Origin of the sequence: Streptomyces sp. NPDC026659 (genome assembly GCF_040638245.1) — a bacterium.
GTDB lineage: Bacteria > Actinomycetota > Actinomycetes > Streptomycetales > Streptomycetaceae > Streptomyces.
In genome coordinates this window covers 197,554-217,710 of record NZ_JBEZXY010000010.1, presented here as the reverse complement: position 1 = coordinate 217,710, position 20,157 = coordinate 197,554, and the positions used below count along the sequence as shown (strand labels likewise).

18 protein-coding genes and 2 pseudogenes are annotated in these 20,157 nt (G+C 72.2%); 16 read left to right on the top strand and 4 right to left on the bottom strand.

The genetic code is table 11. The features are described from left to right. The first annotated feature begins 437 nt into the window (after positions 1–437). The 14 genes from AB0E91_RS24985 (at position 438) to mmsB (ending at position 15,636) form a co-directional block, all read left to right on the top strand. Complete coding sequence (locus tag AB0E91_RS24985; RefSeq protein ID WP_343245786.1) at positions 438–680, top strand: hypothetical protein; 243 nt, start codon at positions 438–440, stop codon at positions 678–680. Positions 681–721: 41 nt separating this feature from the next. Next, positions 722–940 carry a hypothetical protein gene (locus AB0E91_RS24980; protein WP_161182509.1) on the top strand — a complete coding sequence of 73 codons (219 nt, stop codon included), beginning with the start codon at positions 722–724 and terminating at the stop codon, positions 938–940. 236 nt (positions 941–1,176) lie between these two features. Further along, a complete protein-coding gene (locus AB0E91_RS24975; RefSeq protein ID WP_361786018.1) occupies positions 1,177–2,037 on the top strand; it encodes a Rieske 2Fe-2S domain-containing protein in 861 nt (286 codons plus the stop codon). An 87-nt stretch (positions 2,038–2,124) separates the two neighbouring features. Then, a complete protein-coding gene (locus tag AB0E91_RS24970) occupies positions 2,125–2,661 on the top strand; it encodes a DUF488 domain-containing protein (RefSeq protein WP_361786224.1) in 537 nt (178 codons plus the stop codon). Positions 2,662–2,827: 166 nt separating this feature from the next. Further along, a complete protein-coding gene (locus AB0E91_RS24965; RefSeq protein WP_361786015.1) occupies positions 2,828–3,736 on the top strand; it encodes a ribonuclease BN in 909 nt (302 codons plus the stop codon). Positions 3,737–3,829: 93 nt separating this feature from the next. Then, entirely contained in the window at positions 3,830–5,905 is a 2,076-nt protein-coding gene (locus tag AB0E91_RS24960) for a SpoIIE family protein phosphatase (RefSeq protein WP_361786012.1), read from the top strand. 153 nt (positions 5,906–6,058) lie between these two features. Next, positions 6,059–7,537, top strand: a complete 1,479-nt coding sequence (locus tag AB0E91_RS24955; RefSeq protein ID WP_361786009.1) for a glutamate--cysteine ligase — start codon at positions 6,059–6,061, stop codon at positions 7,535–7,537. Positions 7,538–7,587: 50 nt separating this feature from the next. Further along, entirely contained in the window at positions 7,588–8,190 is a 603-nt protein-coding gene (locus AB0E91_RS24950) for a flavin reductase family protein (RefSeq protein WP_361786006.1), read from the top strand. A 176-nt stretch (positions 8,191–8,366) separates the two neighbouring features. Beyond that, complete coding sequence (locus tag AB0E91_RS24945) at positions 8,367–9,524, top strand: mandelate racemase/muconate lactonizing enzyme family protein (protein WP_361786003.1); 1,158 nt, start codon at positions 8,367–8,369, stop codon at positions 9,522–9,524. Beyond that, entirely contained in the window at positions 9,521–10,510 is a 990-nt protein-coding gene (locus AB0E91_RS24940; RefSeq protein WP_361786000.1) for an alcohol dehydrogenase catalytic domain-containing protein, read from the top strand. The genes AB0E91_RS24945 and AB0E91_RS24940 overlap by 4 nt, the downstream gene beginning before the upstream one ends. A gap of 93 nt (positions 10,511–10,603) precedes the next feature. Further along, entirely contained in the window at positions 10,604–11,572 is a 969-nt protein-coding gene (locus AB0E91_RS24935) for a hypothetical protein (RefSeq protein ID WP_361785997.1), read from the top strand. A gap of 110 nt (positions 11,573–11,682) precedes the next feature. Continuing rightward, positions 11,683–12,801 carry a multiple monosaccharide ABC transporter substrate-binding protein gene (gene chvE / locus AB0E91_RS24930; RefSeq protein WP_361785994.1) on the top strand — a complete coding sequence of 373 codons (1,119 nt, stop codon included), beginning with the start codon at positions 11,683–11,685 and terminating at the stop codon, positions 12,799–12,801. 32 nt (positions 12,802–12,833) lie between these two features. Further along, entirely contained in the window at positions 12,834–14,378 is a 1,545-nt protein-coding gene (gene mmsA / locus AB0E91_RS24925; RefSeq protein WP_361785991.1) for a multiple monosaccharide ABC transporter ATP-binding protein, read from the top strand. A 25-nt stretch (positions 14,379–14,403) separates the two neighbouring features. Next, positions 14,404–15,636 carry a multiple monosaccharide ABC transporter permease gene (gene mmsB, locus AB0E91_RS24920; protein WP_361785988.1) on the top strand — a complete coding sequence of 411 codons (1,233 nt, stop codon included), beginning with the start codon at positions 14,404–14,406 and terminating at the stop codon, positions 15,634–15,636. A gap of 23 nt (positions 15,637–15,659) precedes the next feature. On the opposite strand, the gene AB0E91_RS24915 is transcribed toward mmsB, so the two are convergent. The 3 genes and pseudogenes from AB0E91_RS24915 to AB0E91_RS24905 all read right to left on the bottom strand — a co-directional run. Continuing rightward, on the bottom strand, positions 15,660–16,505 hold the full coding sequence (locus AB0E91_RS24915) for an SMP-30/gluconolactonase/LRE family protein (RefSeq protein WP_361785985.1): 846 nt from the start codon (positions 16,503–16,505) through the stop codon (positions 15,660–15,662). Next, positions 16,502–17,275, bottom strand: a complete 774-nt coding sequence (locus AB0E91_RS24910) for an IclR family transcriptional regulator (protein ID WP_361785983.1) — start codon at positions 17,273–17,275, stop codon at positions 16,502–16,504. Before AB0E91_RS24910 ends, AB0E91_RS24915 begins: the two co-directional genes overlap by 4 nt. 132 nt (positions 17,276–17,407) lie before the next feature. Further along, a pseudogene (locus tag AB0E91_RS24905) lies at positions 17,408–17,752 on the bottom strand (transcriptional regulator); the annotation flags it as partial. A 1-nt stretch (position 17,753) separates the two neighbouring features. Here AB0E91_RS24905 and AB0E91_RS24900 point away from each other — a divergent pair. Beyond that, a pseudogene (locus AB0E91_RS24900) lies at positions 17,754–18,248 on the top strand (zinc-binding dehydrogenase); the annotation flags it as partial. Between the two features lie 22 nt (positions 18,249–18,270). On the opposite strand, the gene AB0E91_RS24895 reads toward AB0E91_RS24900, so the two are convergent. Beyond that, positions 18,271–19,044 carry a beta-glucanase gene (locus AB0E91_RS24895; protein ID WP_361785980.1) on the bottom strand — a complete coding sequence of 258 codons (774 nt, stop codon included), beginning with the start codon at positions 19,042–19,044 and terminating at the stop codon, positions 18,271–18,273. 239 nt (positions 19,045–19,283) lie between these two features. Between AB0E91_RS24895 and AB0E91_RS24890 the strand changes: the two genes are divergently transcribed. Further along, positions 19,284–20,153, top strand: coding sequence for a DMT family transporter (locus AB0E91_RS24890; protein ID WP_361785977.1), 870 nt, complete (start codon positions 19,284–19,286; stop codon positions 20,151–20,153). Positions 20,154–20,157 lie beyond the last annotated feature (4 nt).

Sequence of the window (20,157 nt, the reverse complement as noted above, 5' to 3'; positions counted from 1 at the left end):
GGAGCCACCCCGAGGGCCGCCGTCGCCGGGGCGGCACGGCGGGAATGCCGCACCGCCGGACCGGAGCCGCACCCCGGTCCCGTACCGCGCCGTCCACGGCCGCCGGACGTGTCGGCGGACGGACGCCCGCCGCCGCACGTCCGGTCGCCGTCGGCACGGCACACCCCGCGACCGGCCCGCCCATCGGGTACGGACCTCGCGGCCCTCGCTCGTCCTTCTCCTCATCCCTCACACGGGGAATCCGGTCCCGGCGGTCCGGCGGATTGGTCAATCACCCGATCAGGTGAAAGAAAGATCCCGGCCCCATCCATCGGGCCTTCGGCTACGGATATGTGCCACGGCAGCTACGGATATGTGCCACGACTGCGTGCCACGGCCCGGAGGCACTCCTCGCCTTCCGGGGCGCGAGCCGCCCGCCCCCGGCTTACGATCCCCTCGTGGCAGACATCCCCGACAGCCTGATCGCGCTGGAGCGTTCCGCCGAGATCGAGCGGGCCCGGCTGGCCGGTCTCACCGGCGCCGAGTACGACGCGCAGCGGCAGCGCTGGCGCGCGGTCTACGACGCCGTGCAGGACGCGATCACCACGTACGCGACGGCGACGGGCGAGGACCGCGACCGCCTGGAGGAGGCGGTCAAGACCGCGGTGCGGTGCAGCCAGGAGGACCCCGCCGTGGAGTAGCCGCGCGTGCGGCCGACCGCCTCCCGGGCCACGCTGGGAACATGGCCGCCCCACCCCCCGTAGTCGTGTACCCGCCCGCCGAGGACGGGGGACGCCGGGTGCGCGTCGGCGACCGGTTCGTGGGGATGGCGTACACCCTGCTGGACGTGGCCGAGTTCCTGCGCCGGGCGGGGATGGAGGACGTGGAGGCGTCGGACGTCGAGGCCGGTGCCTGGGTCGAGTGGCGGGGCGGCGGCCCGGAGGCGTGGCAGCGGGACTGAGGCGTGGGAGTGGGACTGAGGCGGTGGGGGCGGGACTGAGCCCGTACGACCCGTGTCCCGCACCGGAACCCTCGTCCCCTGCGCGCTTCCCCCTCCCGAACTCCCCCTCCCCGCCGCGCACATGCTCCGGTGGCCGGGGTACCCGGGCGGTGGGAGCATGAGGCGGAAGCGCCCGGGAGGCCGCTCGTCATGTCCGCCCGCCCGATGTCCGCCCGCCGCGACGAGGAGCGACTGTCATGCCAAAGCTGGTCGAGGACGCCATCAACGAGATCGGGAACCTGCAGGTTCTCGACGGCCCGGCGAGCAAGGCCGCCGGTCTGGTGGGGCGCGTGACGCGCAGCGCCCCGGTCAAGGACGCGCTGTCCGGCACATGGTTCGGCCACGCGCTGCACCCCATGCTCACCGACCTGCCCATCGGCGCGTGGAGCATGGCCTCCGTGCTGGACCTGACGGCCGGACAGTCCGGTGCCGCCGCCGCGCGGCGCCTCATCGGCTTCGGGCTGCTCGCGACGGTGCCCGCCGCGGCGACCGGCGCGTCCGACTGGGCCGACACCTACGGCCCACAGCAGCGGGTCGGTCTGGTGCACGCGGTGGGCAACTCCGCCGCGACCGTGGTGCAGGCCGGTTCCTGGCTGGTGCGCCACGCGGGCCACAACCGCGCGGGTGCCGCGCTGAGCCTGCTGGGCCTGGGCATCGCGGCCGGTGCCGCCTACCTCGGCGGCCATCTGTCGTTCGTCGACGGCGTCGGCGTCAGCCACACCGCGTTCCAGGAGCCCGCCGCGAAGTGGACCGAGGTCGCGCCGCTGGCCGACCTGAGCGAGAACAAGCTCGTGCGGTGCGACGCGGACGGCGTGCCGGTCGTCGTCGTACGGCACAACGGCAAGGTGTACGCGCTCTCGGACACCTGCACCCACGCCGGCGGCCCCCTCCACGAGGGCAAGGTCACCGATGACGGGTGTGTGCAGTGCCCGTGGCACGGCAGCGAGTTCCGCCTGGACGACGGAGCGGCGGTCCGGGGTCCGGCCTCGGTGCACGAGCCGGACTGGGAGGTCAAGGTCGTCAGCGGCCGCGTCCACGTGCGGCCCGTACAGGTCTGACGGCCCGGCTTGCCCGGGAAACGCAAGGCCGAGGCACGCAAGGCCGAGGCACGGCGCGAGGGCGGTGAACGGAACCGCGTCTGCACGGTGGGGCACTCCACGCGCGACTTCGACGACGTGGTGACGATGCTGCGCGAGAACGGCATCACCCATCTGGTGGATGTGCGCTCCTTCCCGTCCTCGCGCAAGTTCCCGCAGTGGAACCAGGACGCCATCGTCGAGGCCCTGCCGGACGACATCGAGTACCGGTGGATCCCCAAGCTGGGCGGTCGGCGGTACACGCCCAAGGACGTGCCGACCCCCAACGGGGCCTGGCGGGTCAAGGCGTTCCGCGACTACGCCGACCACATGGCCACCGACGAGTTCCACGAGGGCCTCGACGAGCTGCTGGAGCTGGCCGAGCACGGCAGGCCCGCCATCATGTGCAGCGAGGCGGTGCCCTGGCGCTGCCACCGCAGACTGATCACGGACGCGCTGCTCGTCGCGGGCGCCGACGTCGACCACATCATGTCGGCCACGTCGACGAAACCGGCCGCCCTGGACCGCCACGCACACGTCGAGGACGGCCGCATCACATATCCGCCGGACGAGAAGGAAGAGACTCCGGACGGGTCGCCCTCCTGACACCTACGAGAGCCCGCACCGCCCCGCCCACTGACCCGTACGACACACCCGTTCACCACTCTGGCCCGCTCAAGGCCCCGCGGCCGGGCGCCCCGTGCCGCCCGGGCGGATGATCGGAGCAGGAGACGGAGTCGGTCCGCGTGCGGTGTGCAGGGGAGTCGAGAGCGTGAGCCAGTGGCGGCGCGGCCTCCACCGCGCCTGGGAGTGGGTCGGGCTGCCCGCCCTGCTCCGGCGTGGCCGCGAGCTGGAGCTGATGCACCGCGCGATGGGCTTCGCGACACTCTCCCTGGTCACGCTCGCCCCGCTGCTCATCGTGGTCGCGGCGGCCGATCCGCTGGTGCGGGGCGGTTTCGCGTCGTGGCTGGCGGACGGCATGGGGCTCTCCGGCACGTCGGCGCAGGTGCTGACGGACGTGTTCAGCCCCCCGCGCGAGGTCATCGGCACCACCAGCGCGTGGAGCATCCTCATGCTCGCGCTGTTCGGCGTGTCCTTCGGCGGCAGCGTCCAGAACGCCTTCGAGCGCGTGTGGAGCCTCCCGGCCGGTCCCTGGCACCGGGTCTGGCGGCAGGCGACCTGGCTGGCGGTGCTGATGGCGTACCTGTACCAGGAGGTGCAGACGAAGGTGTCGCTGCACGGCTCCCCCCGGGTCGTTCTCACCACCCTCACCACGGTGCTGTTCTTCTGGTGGGGCCCGTGGTTCCTGCTCGGCGGCCAGGTCCGCTGGTACCTCCTGCTGCCGGGCGCGCTCGCCACCGTGGTCGGACTCGCCGGGCTGCGGGCCTTCTCCACCCTGGTCTTCACCCCGCTGATCGTCACCAACGCGCTGAGCTACGGCGCGGTCGGCACCGTGCTGGTGGTGTCGTCCTGGCTGATCGGGGTCGGGTTCGTCGTGTACGGCGGCGCGCTGTTCGGGCGTTGGTTCTGCGAGCACCACTGGCTGCCGTCGCACGACGAGGACGAGCCCGCCACGGACCGGGCCGACGCGGACCAGGCCGACGCGGACCGGGACGACGCGGACCGGGACGGAGAGGACCCCGGCGAGGCGAACCCCGACACCGACACCGACAAGGGCTGAGCCGCGCCCGGCCCTTGCTCCTGCGGTGCGCGCGCCCCGGCGGCGGAGGCAGCATGGAGGTACGGCGCTCGTACCGGCGGTGGAGGTGGCGGGATGGCAGTGGACTCCTTCCTGGCGGACGACGGGCACCGCTCCGGGCAGCCGCTGCCGACGACCGGTCTGCTGGACATGCTGAGCGTGGCTGCGGTGGCGCTGGAGCCCTCGGGACGGATCGTCTTCTGGTCCCCTCAGGCCGAGGACCTGTTCGGCTACAGCGCCGGGGAGGCGCTCGGCCAGTACGCCGCGCGGCTGCTCATCGACCGGTCCCAGCTGAAGGCCGCCGTGAACCTGTTCACCGAGGTGCTGCGGACGGGCCGGGGCTGGGCGGGCACCTTCCCGGTACGGCACAAGGACGGCTCCATCCGGCTGACCGAGTTCCGCACCATGCGGCTGCTGAACGACGTGGGCGAGGTCTACGCCCTGGGCATCGCCGCCGACCACACGTTGCTCCAGCGCGTGGAGACCGATCTGGCGCTGTGCGAGCGGCTGGTGAACCAGTCCCCCATCGGGCTCGCGCTGCTCGACCCGGATCTGCGCTATCTGCTGGTCAATCCGGCGCTGGAGCGGATCGACGGGATGCCGGCCTCGGAACACATCGGGCGGCGGCTGCGGGACACGATGCCGTTCCCGGACGTGGCCACGGTGGAGTCCGCGCTGCGCCAGGTGCTCGCGAGCGGGCTGCCGCTGCTCGACCAGTACCACGTGGGGCGGCTGCCGGGCGATCCCGAGCACGAGCACGCCTGGTCGCTGTCGTTCTACCGCCTGGAGGATCCGCGCGGGCGGGTGCTGGGTGCGGCCGCCTCGGTGGTGGACGTGACCGAGCGGCACCGGGCGGCCGGGGAGGCGGACCGGGCGCGCAGGCGGCTGGCGCTGATCGCGGACGCCTCGGCCCGGATCGGGACCACGCTGGAGGTGCAGCAGACCGCCGACGAGCTGGCCGAGGTGGCGGCCCCCGAGCTGGCGGACGTGGTGGCGGTGGACGTGCTGGACTCCGCGCTGGCCTGCCGTCGTACGAGCCGTCCCGACGAGGGGCCCGAGCTGTTCCGGGCGCTGGCGCTGAAGGCGGCCCATTCCACGGAGGCGCTGGGCGCCGCCGACCCGCCCGGGGACCTCGCGGCGTACGAGGGCGACCGGCTGGTGACGCTGTGCGTGCACACCGGGCGTCCGGTGCTGGTGGCCCGGGTCGGCCCCGAGGACCTGCCGCGCATCGCGCGGGACGCGGCGGCCGGGGAGCTGCTGGCGCAGGCCGGGGTGCACTCGTATCTGGCCGTGCCGCTGATCGCGCACGGCGAGGTGCTGGGCGCGCTGGACCTGAAGCGGACCCGTAATCCGCTGCCGTTCGACGAGGACGACGTGGTGCTGGCGGCGGAGATCGCCGGGCGGGCGGCGGTGGCGATCGACAACGCGCGCTGGTTCCAGAGCGTGCGGAACACCGCGCTCACCCTCCAGCGCAGTCTGCTGCCCGACCACTCGCCCCGGCACACCGGCCTGGAGCTGGCCTCCCGCTACCAGCCCGCGCAGTCCACGAGCGAGGTCGGCGGCGACTGGTACGACGTGATCCCGCTGGAGGACGGCAGGACGGCGCTGGTGGTGGGCGACGTGATGGGCAACGGCATCGACGCGGCCGCCACCATGGGCCGGCTGCGCACCGCGACCTGCGCCTACGCCGACCTGGATCTGCCGCCGGAGTCGATCCTGCGCCACCTGGACAAGATCACCTGCGATCTGGAGCACTACATCGTCACCTGTCTCTACGCGGTGTACGACCCCGCCACCGGGCGGTGCACCATCGCCAACGCGGGTCATCTGCCGCCCGCCCTGGCCCGGCCCGGCGAACCGGCCGGGTTCGTGGACCTGCCGACCGCCGCTCCGCTCGGGGTGGGCGGGGTGCCCTTCGAGGCGACCACGGTCGAACTGGCGCCCGGCGATCTGCTGGTGCTGTACACCGATGGGCTGGTCGAGACCCGGCAGCACGCCATCGACGACCGGCTCCGGACGCTGCTGACCTTCCTGGACGAGCCCGCCCGTCCCCTGGAGGAGACCTGCGACCTGCTGCTGTACGGGCTGCGGCACCCGGACGACCACGACGACGTGGCGCTGCTGGTGGCCCGCGCGCTGGAGCCGGAGTAGCGGGCCGGAGGCGCGCACCATAGCGGGCCCGGGGCCGCTCCCCGTAGCGCCCGGGGAGGGTCGGCGGTGCCTTCCGGTCCGCGTGGTGGAGCGGCCCGGGTGGTGCGACGCTGGGGTGGAACAGGTGTCCGAGGAGGGAATCCAGGAGGGCCGATGGGACGCGACGTCCCGGCGCTCGTCTTCACCCGCGAGGACCGCCGCCGGTACCGGATCAAGATGCAGGAGTGTCTGGACGCGTTCGCGCAGATGCTCCGCGAGTCGCGCTTCGAGTCCGAGCGGCCGCGGGTCGGCCTGGAGATCGAGCTGAACCTGGTGGACTCCGGCGCGGAACCGGCGATGCGCAACGTCGACGTGCTGGAGGCGATCGCGGACCCCGCCTGGTCGACCGAGCTGGGCCGGTTCAACCTGGAGATCAACGTGCCGCCGCGCGGACTGACCTCGGGCGGCCCGGACGCCTGGGAGGCGGAGATCCGCGGCGCCCTCAACCACGCGGAGGACCGCGCCCGTTCGGTGGGCGCGCGCCTGGTGATGATCGGCATCCTGCCCACGCTGCGGCAGGAGGACGTCGGGGAGAAGTCGCTCTCGGAGAACCCGCGCTACCGGCTGCTCAACGACATGGTGTTCGCGGCCCGGGGCGAGGACCTGCGCCTCGAGGTGGACGGCGTGGACCGGCTGCGTGCCTGGGCGGACACGATCACCCCGGAGGCCGCGTGCACCAGCACCCAGTTCCATCTCCAGGTCTCGCCCGAGGAGTTCGCGCCGTACTGGAACGCGGCGCAGGCGATCGCCGGGGTGCAGGTGGGGCTGGCGGCCAACTCGCCGTTCCTGTTCGGCCGGGAGCTGTGGCACGAGACGCGTGTCCCGCTGTTCGAGCAGGCCACCGACACCCGCCCGGAGGAGATCAAGGTCCAGGGGGTGCGGCCCCGGGTGTGGTTCGGGGAGCGGTGGATCAACAGCGTCTTCGACCTGTTCGAGGAGAACCTGCGCTACTTCCCGGCCCTGCTGCCGCTCTGCGACGAGCAGGACCCCGGCGAGACGCTGGACCGGGGCGACATCCCCGAGCTGGGCGAGCTGACACTGCACAACGGCACCATCTACCGCTGGAACCGCCCGGTCTACGCGGTCGCGCACGACAAGCCGCACGTCCGCATCGAGAACCGGGTGCTGCCCGCGGGACCGACGGTCGCGGACACCCTCGCCAACGGCGCGTTCTACTACGGCCTGACCCGCGCCCTGGTGGAGGAGGACCGGCCGGTGTGGTCGCGGATGTCGTTCGCGGCGGCCGAGGAGAACCTGCACACGGCGGCCCGCAACGGCATCGACGCGCTGCTGTACTGGCCGGGCATGGGCGAGGTCCCCGTGCCCGAACTCGTCCTGCGCCGACTGCTGCCGCTGGCGCACCGGGGCCTTGAGCTGTCCGGCATGGACGCGGCGTGGCGGGAGCCGCTGCTCGGGATCATCGAGCAGCGCTGTGTCACGGCGCGCAACGGCGCGGTGTGGCAGAAGGAGGTGTTCCACCGCTTCGACGCCACCTCCGAGGCGGGCCGTCACGAGGCGCTGCGGCGGATGACCGAGACGTACATCGACTACATGCATCTCAACGCCCCGGTGCACACCTGGCCGGTGGACTGACACCGACGCCCACCTGCGCGGTGGCGGCGATCGCGGCCTACTGTGCTGTCATGCGTGTCGACTACTCCCCCGAGTCCATGGACCGGCGCTCGTTCTACCAGCTGCTCACCGCCGTGGTCGTGCCCCGGCCGATCGCCTGGGTCTCGACCCTGTCGGCGGACGGGGGGACGGCGAACCTCGCTCCGCACTCCTTCTTCACCGTCGCCTCCACCGATCCGCCGATCGTGCAGTTCACCTCCGTCGGGCGGAAGGACTCGCTGCACAACGTGGAGGCCACCGGGGAGTTCGTCGTCAACCTCGCCCCGGAGCCGCTGTTCGCCGAGATCAACGCGACCGCGACCGATTTCCCGCGCGACGAGGGTGAGTTCGACGCCGTGGGCATCACGCGCGAGCCCTCGCTGAAGGTGCGTCCGCCGCGGGTGGCCGACTCGCCGGTGGCGATCGAGTGCGTGCTGCACGCGACGCTGGGTCTGGGCGACTCGACGGTGGTGTTCGGCCGGGTCGTGCACGTGGTCGTCGACGAGGACGCGCTGACGGACGGCCGTCCCGACATCGGTCTGCTGCGCCCCCTGGCCAGGCTGGGCGGGAACGAGTGGAGCACGATCGGCGACGTGCGCGAGCTGGCGCGCGAGCGGTACAAGGAGCGGGGCTAGTACGTCAGCGGCTCTTGCCCCCCTCGCTGCTCGGGAGCGGCTCTTGCCGTGACCGGGCAGCTCGCGCTCCACCCGATCCGTGTCCGCCCCATTGACACCCCCCGCACCCCCTCCCTACTGTCACGCCAGAATTTCGAACGCATGACGAAATTTCGAACACCGAAGGGTGGGCGGGCGTGCGTATCACCGGAATCGGCACCCATGTGGTCGGCACACCATGGCGCAATCTGACCTATGTGCAGGTCCACACGGACGAGGGGCTCACCGGCGTCGGGGAGACCCGGATGCTCGGCCACACCGATGCTCTGATCGGCTATCTGCGGGAGGCCGAGGCCAACCACATCGCGGGCTCGGACCCATTCGCCGTGGAGGACCTGGTGCGCCGGATGAAGTACGGCGACTTCGGCCGGGCCGGGGAGATCGTGATGTCCGGGATCGCGGTGGTCGAGATGGCCTGCTGGGACATCAGGGGCAAGGCGCTCGGCGTACCGGTGTGGCAGTTGCTCGGCGGAAAGGTCACCGACCGCGTCAAGGCGTACGCCAACGGCTGGTACACCACCGAGCGCACCCCGGAGGCGTATCACGCGGCGGCCCGCGCGGTCGTGGCGCGGGGCTACCGGGCGCTGAAGATCGACCCGTTCGGCACCGGGCACTTCGAGCTGGACCACGAGCGCACCCGGTACGCCGTCTCGCTGATCGAGGCCGTACGGGACGCGATCGGACCGGACACCGAGTTGATGCTGGAGATGCACGGCCGCTTCTCCCCCGCCACCGCGATCCGCCTCGCCCGTGAACTGGCACCCTTCGACCCCGCCTGGCTGGAGGAGCCGGTGCCGCCGGAGAACCTGAAGGCGCTGGAGAAGGTGGCCGCCAAGGTGGACGTCCCGGTCGCCACCGGGGAGCGGATGCACGACCGGATCGAGTTCCGGGAGCTGTTCGAGAGCCAGGCGGCGGACATCCTCCAGCCGGACGTCGGCCACATCGGCGGCATCTGGGAGACCCGCAAGCTGGCCGCGACCGCCGAGACCCACTACATGCTGCTCGCCCCGCACAACGTGGGCGGCTCGGTCCTCACCGCCGCCTCGCTCCAAGTCGGCTTCAGCACACCGAACTTCAAGATCCTGGAGCACTTCAACGACTTCGCGGACGCGGAGATCAAGACGGTGGTCAAGGGCGCCCCCGAGGTGGTCGACGGCTACTTCCACCTCTCCGACGCCCCCGGCCTCGGCGTCGAGCTGGACACCGACGCGGCGGCCGAATTCCCGCAGCAGCAGGCCCGGTTCGACCTGTGGGCCGAGGGCTGGGAGCAGCGTCGGCCGAAGGGGACGAAGTGAGCGTCCAGGTGGTGGTCGAGGCGCCGGGCACGCACCGGCTGGAGCCGCACACACCCCGTACGCCCGGTCCCGGCGAGGCGTTGGTCACCGTTCACGCGGTGGGGATCTGCGGCAGCGACCGCGAGCTGTACCGGGGCAACCGGCCCGCGCCGTACGCGCGTTACCCCGTGGTGCCGGGCCACGAGTGGTCCGGCACGGTCCGCGCGGTGGGCGCCGGGGTGCCTCAGCAGCTGGTCGGCCGCAAGGTGGTCGGCGAGGGCTTCCGCAACTGCCAGGTGTGCGCCCGTTGTCACGCGGGCGAGACGACGCTCTGCGAGGCGGGGTACGAGGAGACCGGCTTCACCTACCCCGGCGCGATGGCCCCCACCCTCACGCTGCCCGCCCGGCTGCTGCACCCCCTGCCCGACGACGCCGACCTCACCGCGGCCGCCCTCCTGGAGCCCGCCGCCTGCATCGCGGCCGCCGCTCTGCTGGCCGACGTCCGGCCGGGCGAGCGGGTCGCTGTGGTGGGCACGGGGACGCTCGGGATGCTCGCGGTTCAACTTCTCGCCGCGGTCTCCCCGAAAGAACTCCTGCTGGTGGGGCTCGACCGCGAACGCGAGGCGCTGGCAAAGGAGTTCGGTGCGACCGACTTCGTGGTGAGCGGGCCGGACCTGCCCGGCGGCCACGACGTGGTGATCGAGGCCGCGGGCTCCGCCGAAGCCGCGGTCACCGCCGCCACCCTGCTCCGGCGCGGCGGTCGCCTGGTCCTGACCGGCATCCCGGCACCGGGCGCCGAGGGCCTGGACCCCACCGACCTCGTCGTACGACGGCTGGAGGTGCGCACGGTCTTCGGGGCACCCCCGGCCGCCTGGGCGCACGCGGTACGGCTGTTCGGCGCCGGGCTGCTGGACCCGCTGCCGCTGGTGTCGCACCGGCTGCCGCTGACCGAGTTCGCGCGGGCGGTCGAATCAGGAGGGCCCGGGAAGGTGCTGTTGCTGCCCTGACCCGCACATAAATACCCCTGTCCCGGCCCCTCAGGGCCCCTCCCGCCCGAAGATCCGAACCCTGTCCGGCATACCGAACACGAAAGGCAGCCCGTGACCGACCTTTCCGCTCCGGCAGTCCGCAGGCCCGGTGAGCAGGCGCTCGCCGCTCTGGGGCTGGCCGCGCCCGCCCTTGACCCCGCCGACGCCTCCCCGCACCGCTTCCCGGGCGGTGGGAGCTGGCGTACCGAGATCCCGTCGTGCGAGGGGCCCGAGGCGCTGGCCGTCGTCCTGGCCGAGGCGGCGCGGCTGGACGTGCCGGTGCACCGGATCAGCCAGGGCAGCGGCGTCTGGATGCTCACGGACGCCGAGATCACCGAGATGGCGGAGGCGACCCGCGAACGCGGCATCGAGCTCTGTCTGTTCACCGGACCGCGCGGCACCTGGGACACCGGAGGCGCGGTGCGTTCCGACTCGCGCGGCGGCGGCCCGCGCGCCCGGGGCCACGACGCGGTGGCCGGCTGTGTCGAGGACGCGGTGCGCGCGACCGAACTGGGCGTGCGCTGCCTGCTGGTGGCCGACGAGGGCGTGCTGTGGGCCCTGCACCGGGCGCGGGAGTCAGGGGTGCTCCCGGCGGACACGACGCTGAAGGTCTCCGCGCTGATCGGCCCGGTCAACCCGGTCTCCTACGCGGTGTTCGAGCGGCTCGGCGCCGACTCGATCAACGTGCCCGGCGATCTCACCCTCGCCCATCTCACCGAGATTCGCCGGGTGTCCGGCGCCCCCATGGACATGTACATCGAGGCGCCGGACGACCTCGGCGGCCAGGTGCGGATGTACGAGGTGGCCGAGCTGATCCGGCGCGGCGCCCCGCTGTATCTGAAGTTCGGCCTGTCGAAGGCGCCCGGCATCTACCCGTGGGGCGCCCATCTCCGTAGCGTCGCCCTGGACACCGCGCGGGAGCGGGTGCGGCGCGGCCGGCTGGTCCTCGACCTGCTCGCCCGGCACGGTGCCGACCACGGCATGGCCCCGCTCGGCACCCGCCTCCCCGGCCCCCTGCACCGCTTCCCCACGACCGAGTGACCCCGCACCACCACCGCGTGCCCCCAAAAAAACACACCCCGCACCACCGCACGGCCCGACCCGCTCAACGCCGAGAAACCCAACGCCGAGACGAACAAGGACGGTTCCCCATGCGCGACCGGTACACCGCACGCCCCCGCAGAGTCGCCCTCGCCGCGACCGCCGTACTCGCCCTCACCCTGACCGCCTGCGGGCAGAGCGGCGAGGGCGGCAGCGAGGAGAAGGGCGGCGACGCCAAGGGCGGCACCATCGGCGTCGCCATGCCGACCAAGTCCTCCGAGCGCTGGATCGCGGACGGCGCCAACGTCGTCAAGGATCTGCACGCCAAGGGGTACAAGACCAAGCTGGTCTACGGCGAGGACGACCCGGACCAGCAGGTCGCCCAGATCGAGAACCTGATCACCCAGGGCGTCAAGGGCCTGATCATCGCGGCGATCGACAACAAGTCCCTGAACAACGTGCTGCAGGAGGCCGCCGACGCCCACATCCCGGTCATCGCCTACGACCGGCTGATCCTCGGCACCAAGAACGTCGACTACTACGCCTCCTTCGACAACGAGAAGGTCGGCGAGCTGCAAGGCACCTACATCGCACACAAGTTGGGGCTGGACAGCGGCAAGAAGGGTCCGTTCTCCATCGAGTTGTTCGCCGGGTCCAACGACGACAACAACACCAAGTACTTCTTCGGCGGCGCGATGAAGGTGCTCCAGCCGTACATCGACAAGAAGCAGCTCGTGGTGAGGTCCGGGCAGACCGCGCTCAACCAGGTCACCACGCTGCGCTGGGACGGCACCACCGCCCAGCACCGCATGGAGGACCTGCTGACCTCGGCCTACCGCTCAGGGCGGGTCGACGCGGTGCTCTCCCCGTACGACGGCATCTCCATCGGCATCCTGTCCGCGCTGAAGTCGGACGGCTACGGCGCGAAGAGCAAGCCGCTGCCGGTCGTCACCGGGCAGGACGCGGAGCTGGCATCCGTGAAGTCGATCATCGCCGGGGAGCAGACGCAGACGGTCTACAAGGACACCCGCAAGCTCGCCGAGGTCGCCGCGAACATGGTGGACGCCACCCTCAAGGGCAAGAAGCCCGAGGTCAACGACACCAAGACCTATGACAACGGTGCCAAGGTCGTGCCCGCCTATCTGCTCCAGCCGGTCAGCGTCGACAAGGGCAACTACCGCGAAGTGCTGGTCGACGGCGGCTACTACACCGAGTCCCAGCTCAAGTGACGGCCGACTCGTACGACTTGGAAGGCGCGGCCATGGCGGAACCCGTCCTCGAAATGCGCTCGATCGTCAAGACCTTCCCCGGCGTCACGGCCCTGTCCGACGTCACCCTGACCGTCCGGCCCGGCGAGGTGCACGCCATCTGCGGGGAGAACGGCGCCGGGAAGTCGACCCTGATGAAGGTGCTCTCCGGGGTTCATCCGTACGGCAGTTACGAAGGCGAGGTGCGCTTCGAGGGCGAGGAGTGCCGGTTCCGGGACATCCGGGCCAGCGAGCGGCAGGGCATCGTCATCATCCACCAGGAGCTGGCGCTGGTGCCCTATCTCTCCCTCGCGGAGAACCTGTTCCTCGGCAACGAGCACGCCCGGCGCGGTCTGATCGACTGGACGGAGACCCTGCGGCACGCCGCGAAGCTGCTGCGCCGGGTCGGACTGGACGAGCATCCGGAGACCCGGGTCGCGGACATCGGCGTCGGCAAGCAGCAGTTGGTGGAGATCGCCAAGGCGCTCGCGAAGTCGGTGCGGCTGCTGATCCTGGACGAGCCGACGGCCGCCCTGAACGACGAGGACAGCGGCAAACTCCTCGATCTCATCCTGGAGTTGAAGGCCCAGGGCATCACCTGCATCGTGATCTCGCACAAGCTGAACGAGATCCGCCGGGTCGCCGACTCGGTGACCGTGCTGCGCGACGGCCGCTCGGTGGAGACGCTGGACGTGCGGGCGCCGGGGACCACCGAGGAACGGATCATCGCGGGCATGGTCGGCCGCGACCTCGACCACCGCTTCCCCGAACGCCCGCCGCACCAGGCGGAGTTGGGTGCGGCTCCGGCCCTGGAGGTGCGCGGCTGGACCGTACGGCATCCCATCGACCGGCAGCGCAAGGTCGTCGACGACGTGTCGATCGAGGTGCGCCGGGGCGAGATCGTCGGCATCGCGGGGCTGATGGGCGCGGGCCGCACCGAGCTGGCGATGAGCGTGTTCGGCCGCTCCTACGGCCGGTACGCGGGCGGCACGGTGTTGAAGGACGGCCGGGAGATCCGTACCCGGACCGTGGCGGAGGCGGTGGGGCACGGGATCGCGTACGTCACCGAGGACCGCAAGCACTACGGGCTCAACCTCATCGACACCGTGCACCGCAATGTCTCGCTGACCGCGCTCGGCAAGGTGGCCCGGCGCGGGATCGTGGACGAGCACGCCGAGCGGCGGGCGGCGGAGGGGTTCCGTACCGCCATGAACATCAAGGCGCCGACCGTGCTGGAGCCGGTCGGCCGGCTGTCGGGCGGCAACCAGCAGAAGGTCGTCCTCAGCAAGTGGATCTTCGCGGACCCGGACGTGCTGATCCTGGACGAGCCGACGCGGGGCATCGACGTGGGCGCCAAGTACGAGATCTACACGGTGATCGGGCGGCTCGCGGCGGAGGGCCGGGCGGTCGTCTTCATCTCCTCCGAACTGCCCGAGCTGCTCGGCATGTGCGACCGGATCTACACCATGGCCGCAGGCCGGCTGACCGGCGAGGTGCCCCGGGCGGAAGCCACCCAGGAAGCGCTGATGCGCCTGATGACCAGGGACGAAGACGCCTGATGACCAGAGACGAAGAGGTGACGCCATGAGCGCGGACGTGACGGCCCCGGCCCCGCCGGAGCGCGACGGGCCGCCCGCCGGGCCGGGCGTGCTCCGGCTGATGCTGGACGGCCTGCGCCGCAACATGCGCCAGTACGGGATGGTGATCGCGCTCGGCCTGATCGTCGTCCTGTTCGCGGTGTGGACCGACGGGGACCTGCTGCTGCCGCGCAACGTGTCCAACCTGGTGCTCCAGAACAGCTACATCCTGGTGCTGGCGATCGGGATGATGCTGGTGATCATCTCGGGGCACATCGACCTGTCGGTGGGCTCGCTGACCGCGTTCGTCGGGGCGTTCCTGGCCGTGCTGAACGTACGGAACGACGTGCCCTGGCCGCTCGCGATGGTGCTGTGTCTGCTGGTGGGCGCGGCGGCGGGGGCGGTGCAGGGGTATCTGATCGCCTATCTGGGCATCCCGTCGTTCATCGTGACGCTCGCCGGGATGCTGCTGTTCCGGGGGCTGACGGAGATCCTGCTCAAGGGGCAGACCCTGGGGCCGTTCCCGGAGGGGCTCCAGAAGATCGGCAACGGCTTCCTGCCCGCGTTCGGCCCCGACACCGACTACCACAATCCGACCCTGCTGCTGGGCCTGGCACTGATAGCGGCCGTGGTCTGGCAGGAGGTCCAAGGGCGGCGCAGGCAGAAGGAGTTCGCGCTCCAACTGCCCCCGCTGAGGCTCTTCGCGCTGAAGCTGACCGCGCTGGTCGCCGCGATCCTCGCCCTGACCCTGCTGCTCGCCAGCTACAAGGGCGCCCCGATCATCCTGATCGCGCTGGGCGCCCTGGTCGTCGGCTACGGCTACCTCATGCGCAACGCGGTCTTCGGCCGCCATGTGTACGCGATCGGCGGCAACCTGCCCGCGGCCAAGCTGTCCGGGGTGAAGGACAAGAAGGTCACCTTCCTGGTCTTCCTCAACATGGGCGTCCTCGCGGCGCTCGCCGGTCTCGTGGTCGCCGCCCGGCTGAACGCGGCCTCGCCGAAGGCGGGCGTCAACTTCGAACTGGAGGCCATCGCCTCGTCGTTCATCGGCGGCGCCTCCATGAGCGGCGGGGTCGGCACGGTCCTCGGCGCCATCATCGGCGGCCTCGTCCTCGGCGTGCTGAACAACGGGATGAACCTGCTCAGCGTCGGCACCGACTGGCAGCAGGTCATCAAGGGCCTGGCGCTGCTGCTGGCGGTCGGCTTCGACGTGTGGAACAAGCGCAGGTCGGGGGCGTGAACTGATGGACGCAGGACGCGACTTCACCCTTTGAACGGCGGCTGGGGCAGCCCCTCTCCCGCGCCCGGCACCACCAGCACCGACCCCGACAGGGGCGTGGGCGCGGTGAGGCCGACGCGGGCGGTGGTGACGTACAGGTCGGTCAGGCCGGGGCCGCCGAAGGCGCAGGCCGTGGTGCGCGGGGCCGGGAGGCGGATCTCCCGGTCCAGCGCGCCGGAGGGTGTGTAGCGGCGGACCGCGCCCCCGTCCCACAGCGCCACCCAGACACAGCCCGCCGCGTCGACGGTCAGCCCGTCCGGGAAGCCCGCGCCGTCCTCGATCACGGCCAGGGTGCGCCGATCGCGGACGCCGTCGCCGTCGTAGTCGAAGACGTCGATACGCCGGGTGGGGCTGTCGATGTAGTACATCAGCGTGCCGTCCGGGCTCCAGCCGATGCCGTTGCTCACGGTGACGTCGGTGAGGATCGGCTCGGCGGTGCCGTCGCCGGCCAGGCGGGTCAGGGTGCCGCCGCCGGGGGCCTCGTCATAGCGCATGGTCCCGGCCCAGAGCGCGCCGTCGGGGGCGACGGCCGCGTCGTTGGCGCGGCGGCCCGGCACCGGGTCGCGGTGCAGCCAGCGGAAGGCGCCGTCGGGGTCGAGCAGGGCGACGCCGTCGCGCAGGTTGAGCGCCAAGCCGCCGTGGGTGCGGGGCTTGGCGGCGCCGACGTGCTGCCCGGTGTCGTGGACCGTGCGGTGGCCGGTGGCGGGGTCGTAGGTGTGCACACGGCTCGCCAGAACGTCCACCCACAGGAGGCGGGCGCCGGCCGGGTCCCAGGTCGGGCCCTCGCCCAGCTCCGCCCGCGTCTCGACCGCGACCTCGTAGCCGCTCACGCGGCCTCCCGGTGGCCGAGCCGCTCGGAGAGTTCGGCGGCGCCCTTGACGGCGAGCGCTTCCAGTTCCGTACGGCGTTCCTCGCTCCAGCGGATCGTCGGCACCGAGATCGACAGCGCGGCGACCACGCGTCCGGTGCGGTCGCGGACGGGGGCGGCCACGCAGCTCACGTCCGGGTTGGACTCCCGGCGCTCCACCGCGACGCCCCGGCGCCGGATCTCGGCGAGCGCGTCCCGCAGCCGGCCAGGGTCGGTGAGGCTGTCCGGGGTCATCGCGGCCAGCTCGGCGCCGTCCGGGACGCGGGCGGCCAGTTCCCGCTCGGGCAGCGAGGCCAGCAGCATCTTGCCGACCGCCGTGCAGTGCGCGGGCAGCCTGCGCCCGGCCGCCGAGACCATGCGGACCGCGTGCGTGGAGTCGACCTTGGCGATGTAGATGACGTCGGTGTCCTCCAGCAGCGCCACGTGGACCGTCTCGTCACAGGTCTCGGCGACGCCGCGGGCCACCTCCCGGCCCTCGGCGGCGAGGTCGAGCTGCTCGGCGTACCGGCTGCCGAGCTGGTACGGGCGCACACCGAGCCGGTACCGGCCGGGCTGCCCGGGCACCGCCACCAGGTAGGAGCGGGCGGCGAGGGTGGTCACCAGCTCGTGCACGGTGGTGCGCGGGAGCCCGAGCCTGCGCACGATGTCGGGCGCGGAGAGCGTGCCGTCCCCCTCCAGAAACAGTTCGAGGATGTCGAGGGCCCGCGTCACTGCGGGCACGAGGCGTCCCATGCACGGCCTCCTTGCCTGCTTCCGGGCGCGGCGGTCCGTCACCCGTGTTCGATACCCCGACCAGTGACCGGCGGGACGAACACAGGCTAGTCAGCGCGCGCCCCACGGGCAACGGTCACCCGCGCGCCGGGCTCACCCCTGTCGACCGGTGGCCTCGGGGGCGGCCGAGAGGCCGTGCCCGGACCGGGGTGCGCTCATGTCGAGCAGGATCAGGGCGTCGTGCTCGGGGGTGCCGGGTTCGGCGGTGTAGACGCCGATGCGCCGGCCGGGGGTGCCTTCCACGTGGAGCGACTGCGGGGTGAGGGTGAGCGTGCCGGCCTGGGGGTGCCGGAAGGTCTTGTGCGCGGCTTTGCGTCCGGTCACCTCGTAGCGCTCCCACAGTCCCGCGAAGTCGGGGCCCTTGAGAAGGAGTTCGCCGATGAGGCCGGCGGGGGCGTCCGGGGCGGTTCCGGCGATGGCGCGCAGGCGGGCGACGCAGATCGCCGCGCGGCGGCTGGGTGCCGAGCGGATCGTGCTCGCGGGCCGTCACGAGGAACGCACCGCTCCGGGCCGCGAGTTCGGCGCCACCGACGTGGTCGCGGAGCGCGGTGCGGAGGGTGTCGCCCGCATCCACGAGCTGACGGGCGGCGTGGACAAGGTGATCGAGGCCGTCGGCACCCGCCAGGCGCTCGACACCGCCCTGGGCGCCGTCCTGGACGGGGGCACCGTCAGCCGCCCGGGTGCTCCGCAGTACGAGGAAGGGCCGCTCGGCCAAGCCGGGTTCCTGCGGAACATCCCCCTGACCGGCGGCGCCAGTCCCGCTCGCGCCCACATCGAGTGGCTTCTGCCCGACGTGCTCGACGTGCTCGACGTGCTCGACGGCACGATCGACCCCGGCCGTGTCTTCGACCGGACCTTCGCCCTCGACCGGGCCCCGGACGCCTATCGGGCCATGGCCGACCGCCAGGTCCTCAAGCCGCTCGTCCGCCCCTGACTCCCCCACCCGCGCCATCGGATCAGACCGGCTGTTCCTCCTCCGGCGTCACCTCCCCCTCCTCGTCGTCCCGCTCGGCGACCGCGCCCCGGCCCGCCGGGCGGCGTACGACGAGGCTGCTGACGGTGTACGACATCTCGGTCGTCCCGCGTGCGGGCGGCGGGTGGTAGCGGCCGCCGCAGACCGAGAGGTTGACGATGAGGTAGGCGTGCCAGCCGCGTCCGGTCCCCCGGCGGTCGGCGAAGGCCACCGTGCCGTTCACGGACCAGACGACGGAGCCGGCGCCGAACTCGGTGCGCAGGTCGACCCAGGCGGCGGGGCGGATCGCGCGGTCGCGGAAGTAGCTGTTGCTGCCGCGTACGTGGTTGGTGAGTTCCAGGAGGTCGGGGTTGTCGGGGTGGTACTCGAAGACGTCGATCTCCTGGCCGCCGTCCCGCCAGGTCCAGATGGCGGGCCAGGCGCCGGTCTCGACGGGCAGCCGCACCCGGGCCTCCAGGACGTCCCCGGTGCGGACCATGAAGCCGTCGCGGCTGCCCTCGGTGGTGAGCAGGCCGGTGTTCCATCTGCCGTCGGTGCGGCGGCGGGCCCGGAAGACGCCCGAGCGGCTGTAGGCGGGGTCGGCTACGAGGTAGTCGAGCTTGTCGTCGCCCGGGTTGACCGGGCCGCCGTTCGGATAGGCCCAGGAGTGGCCCGCGACCCACTGTCTCTCCGAGGCGAAGTCGGCCGTGAACACCACGTCGGACCCGGGCGCGGCACGCGGCGCCGGGAGGGGGCTGTCGGGTGTCGATTCGTGCATGTCGGATGTCTCTCCGCCATACGCCCCGTCATGCGGCGAAGACGGACATCACGGAGATAATGACCCGTTCGAGTGAATCGGGCTCCGGACCCGGTGGCGCAGGGCGCCCCGGCGGCGCGATGGCGTGGGCTTTCGTAGGGTGGGGATGCCCGAAGCGGCCGGGATTGTCCGACACCCCTCCGGGCTCCTCCGGGACGTGGACTTTCGGTACATGGACGACCCGCAGGCGGGAGACGGTAGTGATCGAACTTGCCGCGGTGTTCGCCGTCGCCGGTGCCGCGAGCAATGCCGTGGGCACCGCCTTCCAGCGCAAGGCGGCCTCGGTCAGCTCCAAGAGCGGTTTCCGGCTGCTGGCCGAGCTGGTGCGCCGCCCCGCCTGGCTGATCGGCATCGCCGGGGTGATCGGTGCCGCGATCTTCCAGAGCCTCGCCCTCGTCAACGGCCCGCTGGCGCTGGTGCAGCCGCTGTTCATCCTGGAGCTGCCCTTCGCGCTCCTCGTGGTGGGCCCGCTGCTGCACCGGCATCTGCCCGCCTACGGCTGGTGGGGCGTCGGCGCCGTGGTGCTGGGGCTCGCGGTGATGCTCGCCGCGGCGGCGCCGTACGGAGCCCGCGACCAGGCGCCGCTGACCCACTGGGTACCGGCCCTGGTCCTGTGCGTCGGGGCGATCGTGGCGGTCGTGCTGCTGGCCCGGCACGAGCGGGCCCCCACCGGCCGGGCGGCGCTGCTGGCGTCGGGGTCCGCGATCGCCAACGCGCTCACGGCCGCCCTGCTGAAGTCGGCCACGGGCACCTTCGCGGACGAGGGCTTCGAGGCGTTCCTGTCGTCCTGGCAGACCTACGGCTTCGCCCTGGCCGGCACCGCCGCCGTCCTCCTGCTGGAGAACGCCCTCCAGGCGGGCCCGCTCGCCGCCGCCCAGCCCGCGCTGACCATCGGCGACGCGGTGGTCAGCCTCGCCCTCGGCATCACCCTGTTCGGCGAACGCATCCGCACGGGCTGGTGGCTGATCCCCGAGGCGTGCGGCGCCCTTCTGATCATCGCGGGCGTCCTGGTCCTGAGCCGCGCCGTGCAGAACCTCATCGAGCGGCCGCCCAAGTCCCGCGTGGCGTAGCGGC

Excerpts from the sequence above, each read along its gene's own strand:
- AB0E91_RS24980 (WP_161182509.1), top strand. The coding sequence starts at position 722 with ATGGCCGCCCCACCCCCCGTAGTCGTGTACCCGCCCGCCGAGGACGGG.
- chvE (WP_361785994.1), top strand. The coding sequence starts at position 11,683 with ATGCGCGACCGGTACACCGCACGCCCCCGCAGAGTCGCCCTCGCCGCG.
- AB0E91_RS24960 (WP_361786012.1), top strand. The coding sequence starts at position 3,830 with ATGGCAGTGGACTCCTTCCTGGCGGACGACGGGCACCGCTCCGGGCAG.
- AB0E91_RS24910 (WP_361785983.1), bottom strand. The coding sequence starts at position 17,275 with ATGGGACGCCTCGTGCCCGCAGTGACGCGGGCCCTCGACATCCTCGAA.
- mmsA (WP_361785991.1), top strand. The coding sequence starts at position 12,834 with ATGGCGGAACCCGTCCTCGAAATGCGCTCGATCGTCAAGACCTTCCCC.
- mmsB (WP_361785988.1), top strand. The coding sequence starts at position 14,404 with ATGAGCGCGGACGTGACGGCCCCGGCCCCGCCGGAGCGCGACGGGCCG.
- AB0E91_RS24895 (WP_361785980.1), bottom strand. The coding sequence starts at position 19,044 with ATGCACGAATCGACACCCGACAGCCCCCTCCCGGCGCCGCGTGCCGCG.
- AB0E91_RS24950 (WP_361786006.1), top strand. The coding sequence starts at position 7,588 with ATGCGTGTCGACTACTCCCCCGAGTCCATGGACCGGCGCTCGTTCTAC.
- AB0E91_RS24955 (WP_361786009.1), top strand. The coding sequence starts at position 6,059 with ATGGGACGCGACGTCCCGGCGCTCGTCTTCACCCGCGAGGACCGCCGC.
- AB0E91_RS24975 (WP_361786018.1), top strand. The coding sequence starts at position 1,177 with ATGCCAAAGCTGGTCGAGGACGCCATCAACGAGATCGGGAACCTGCAG.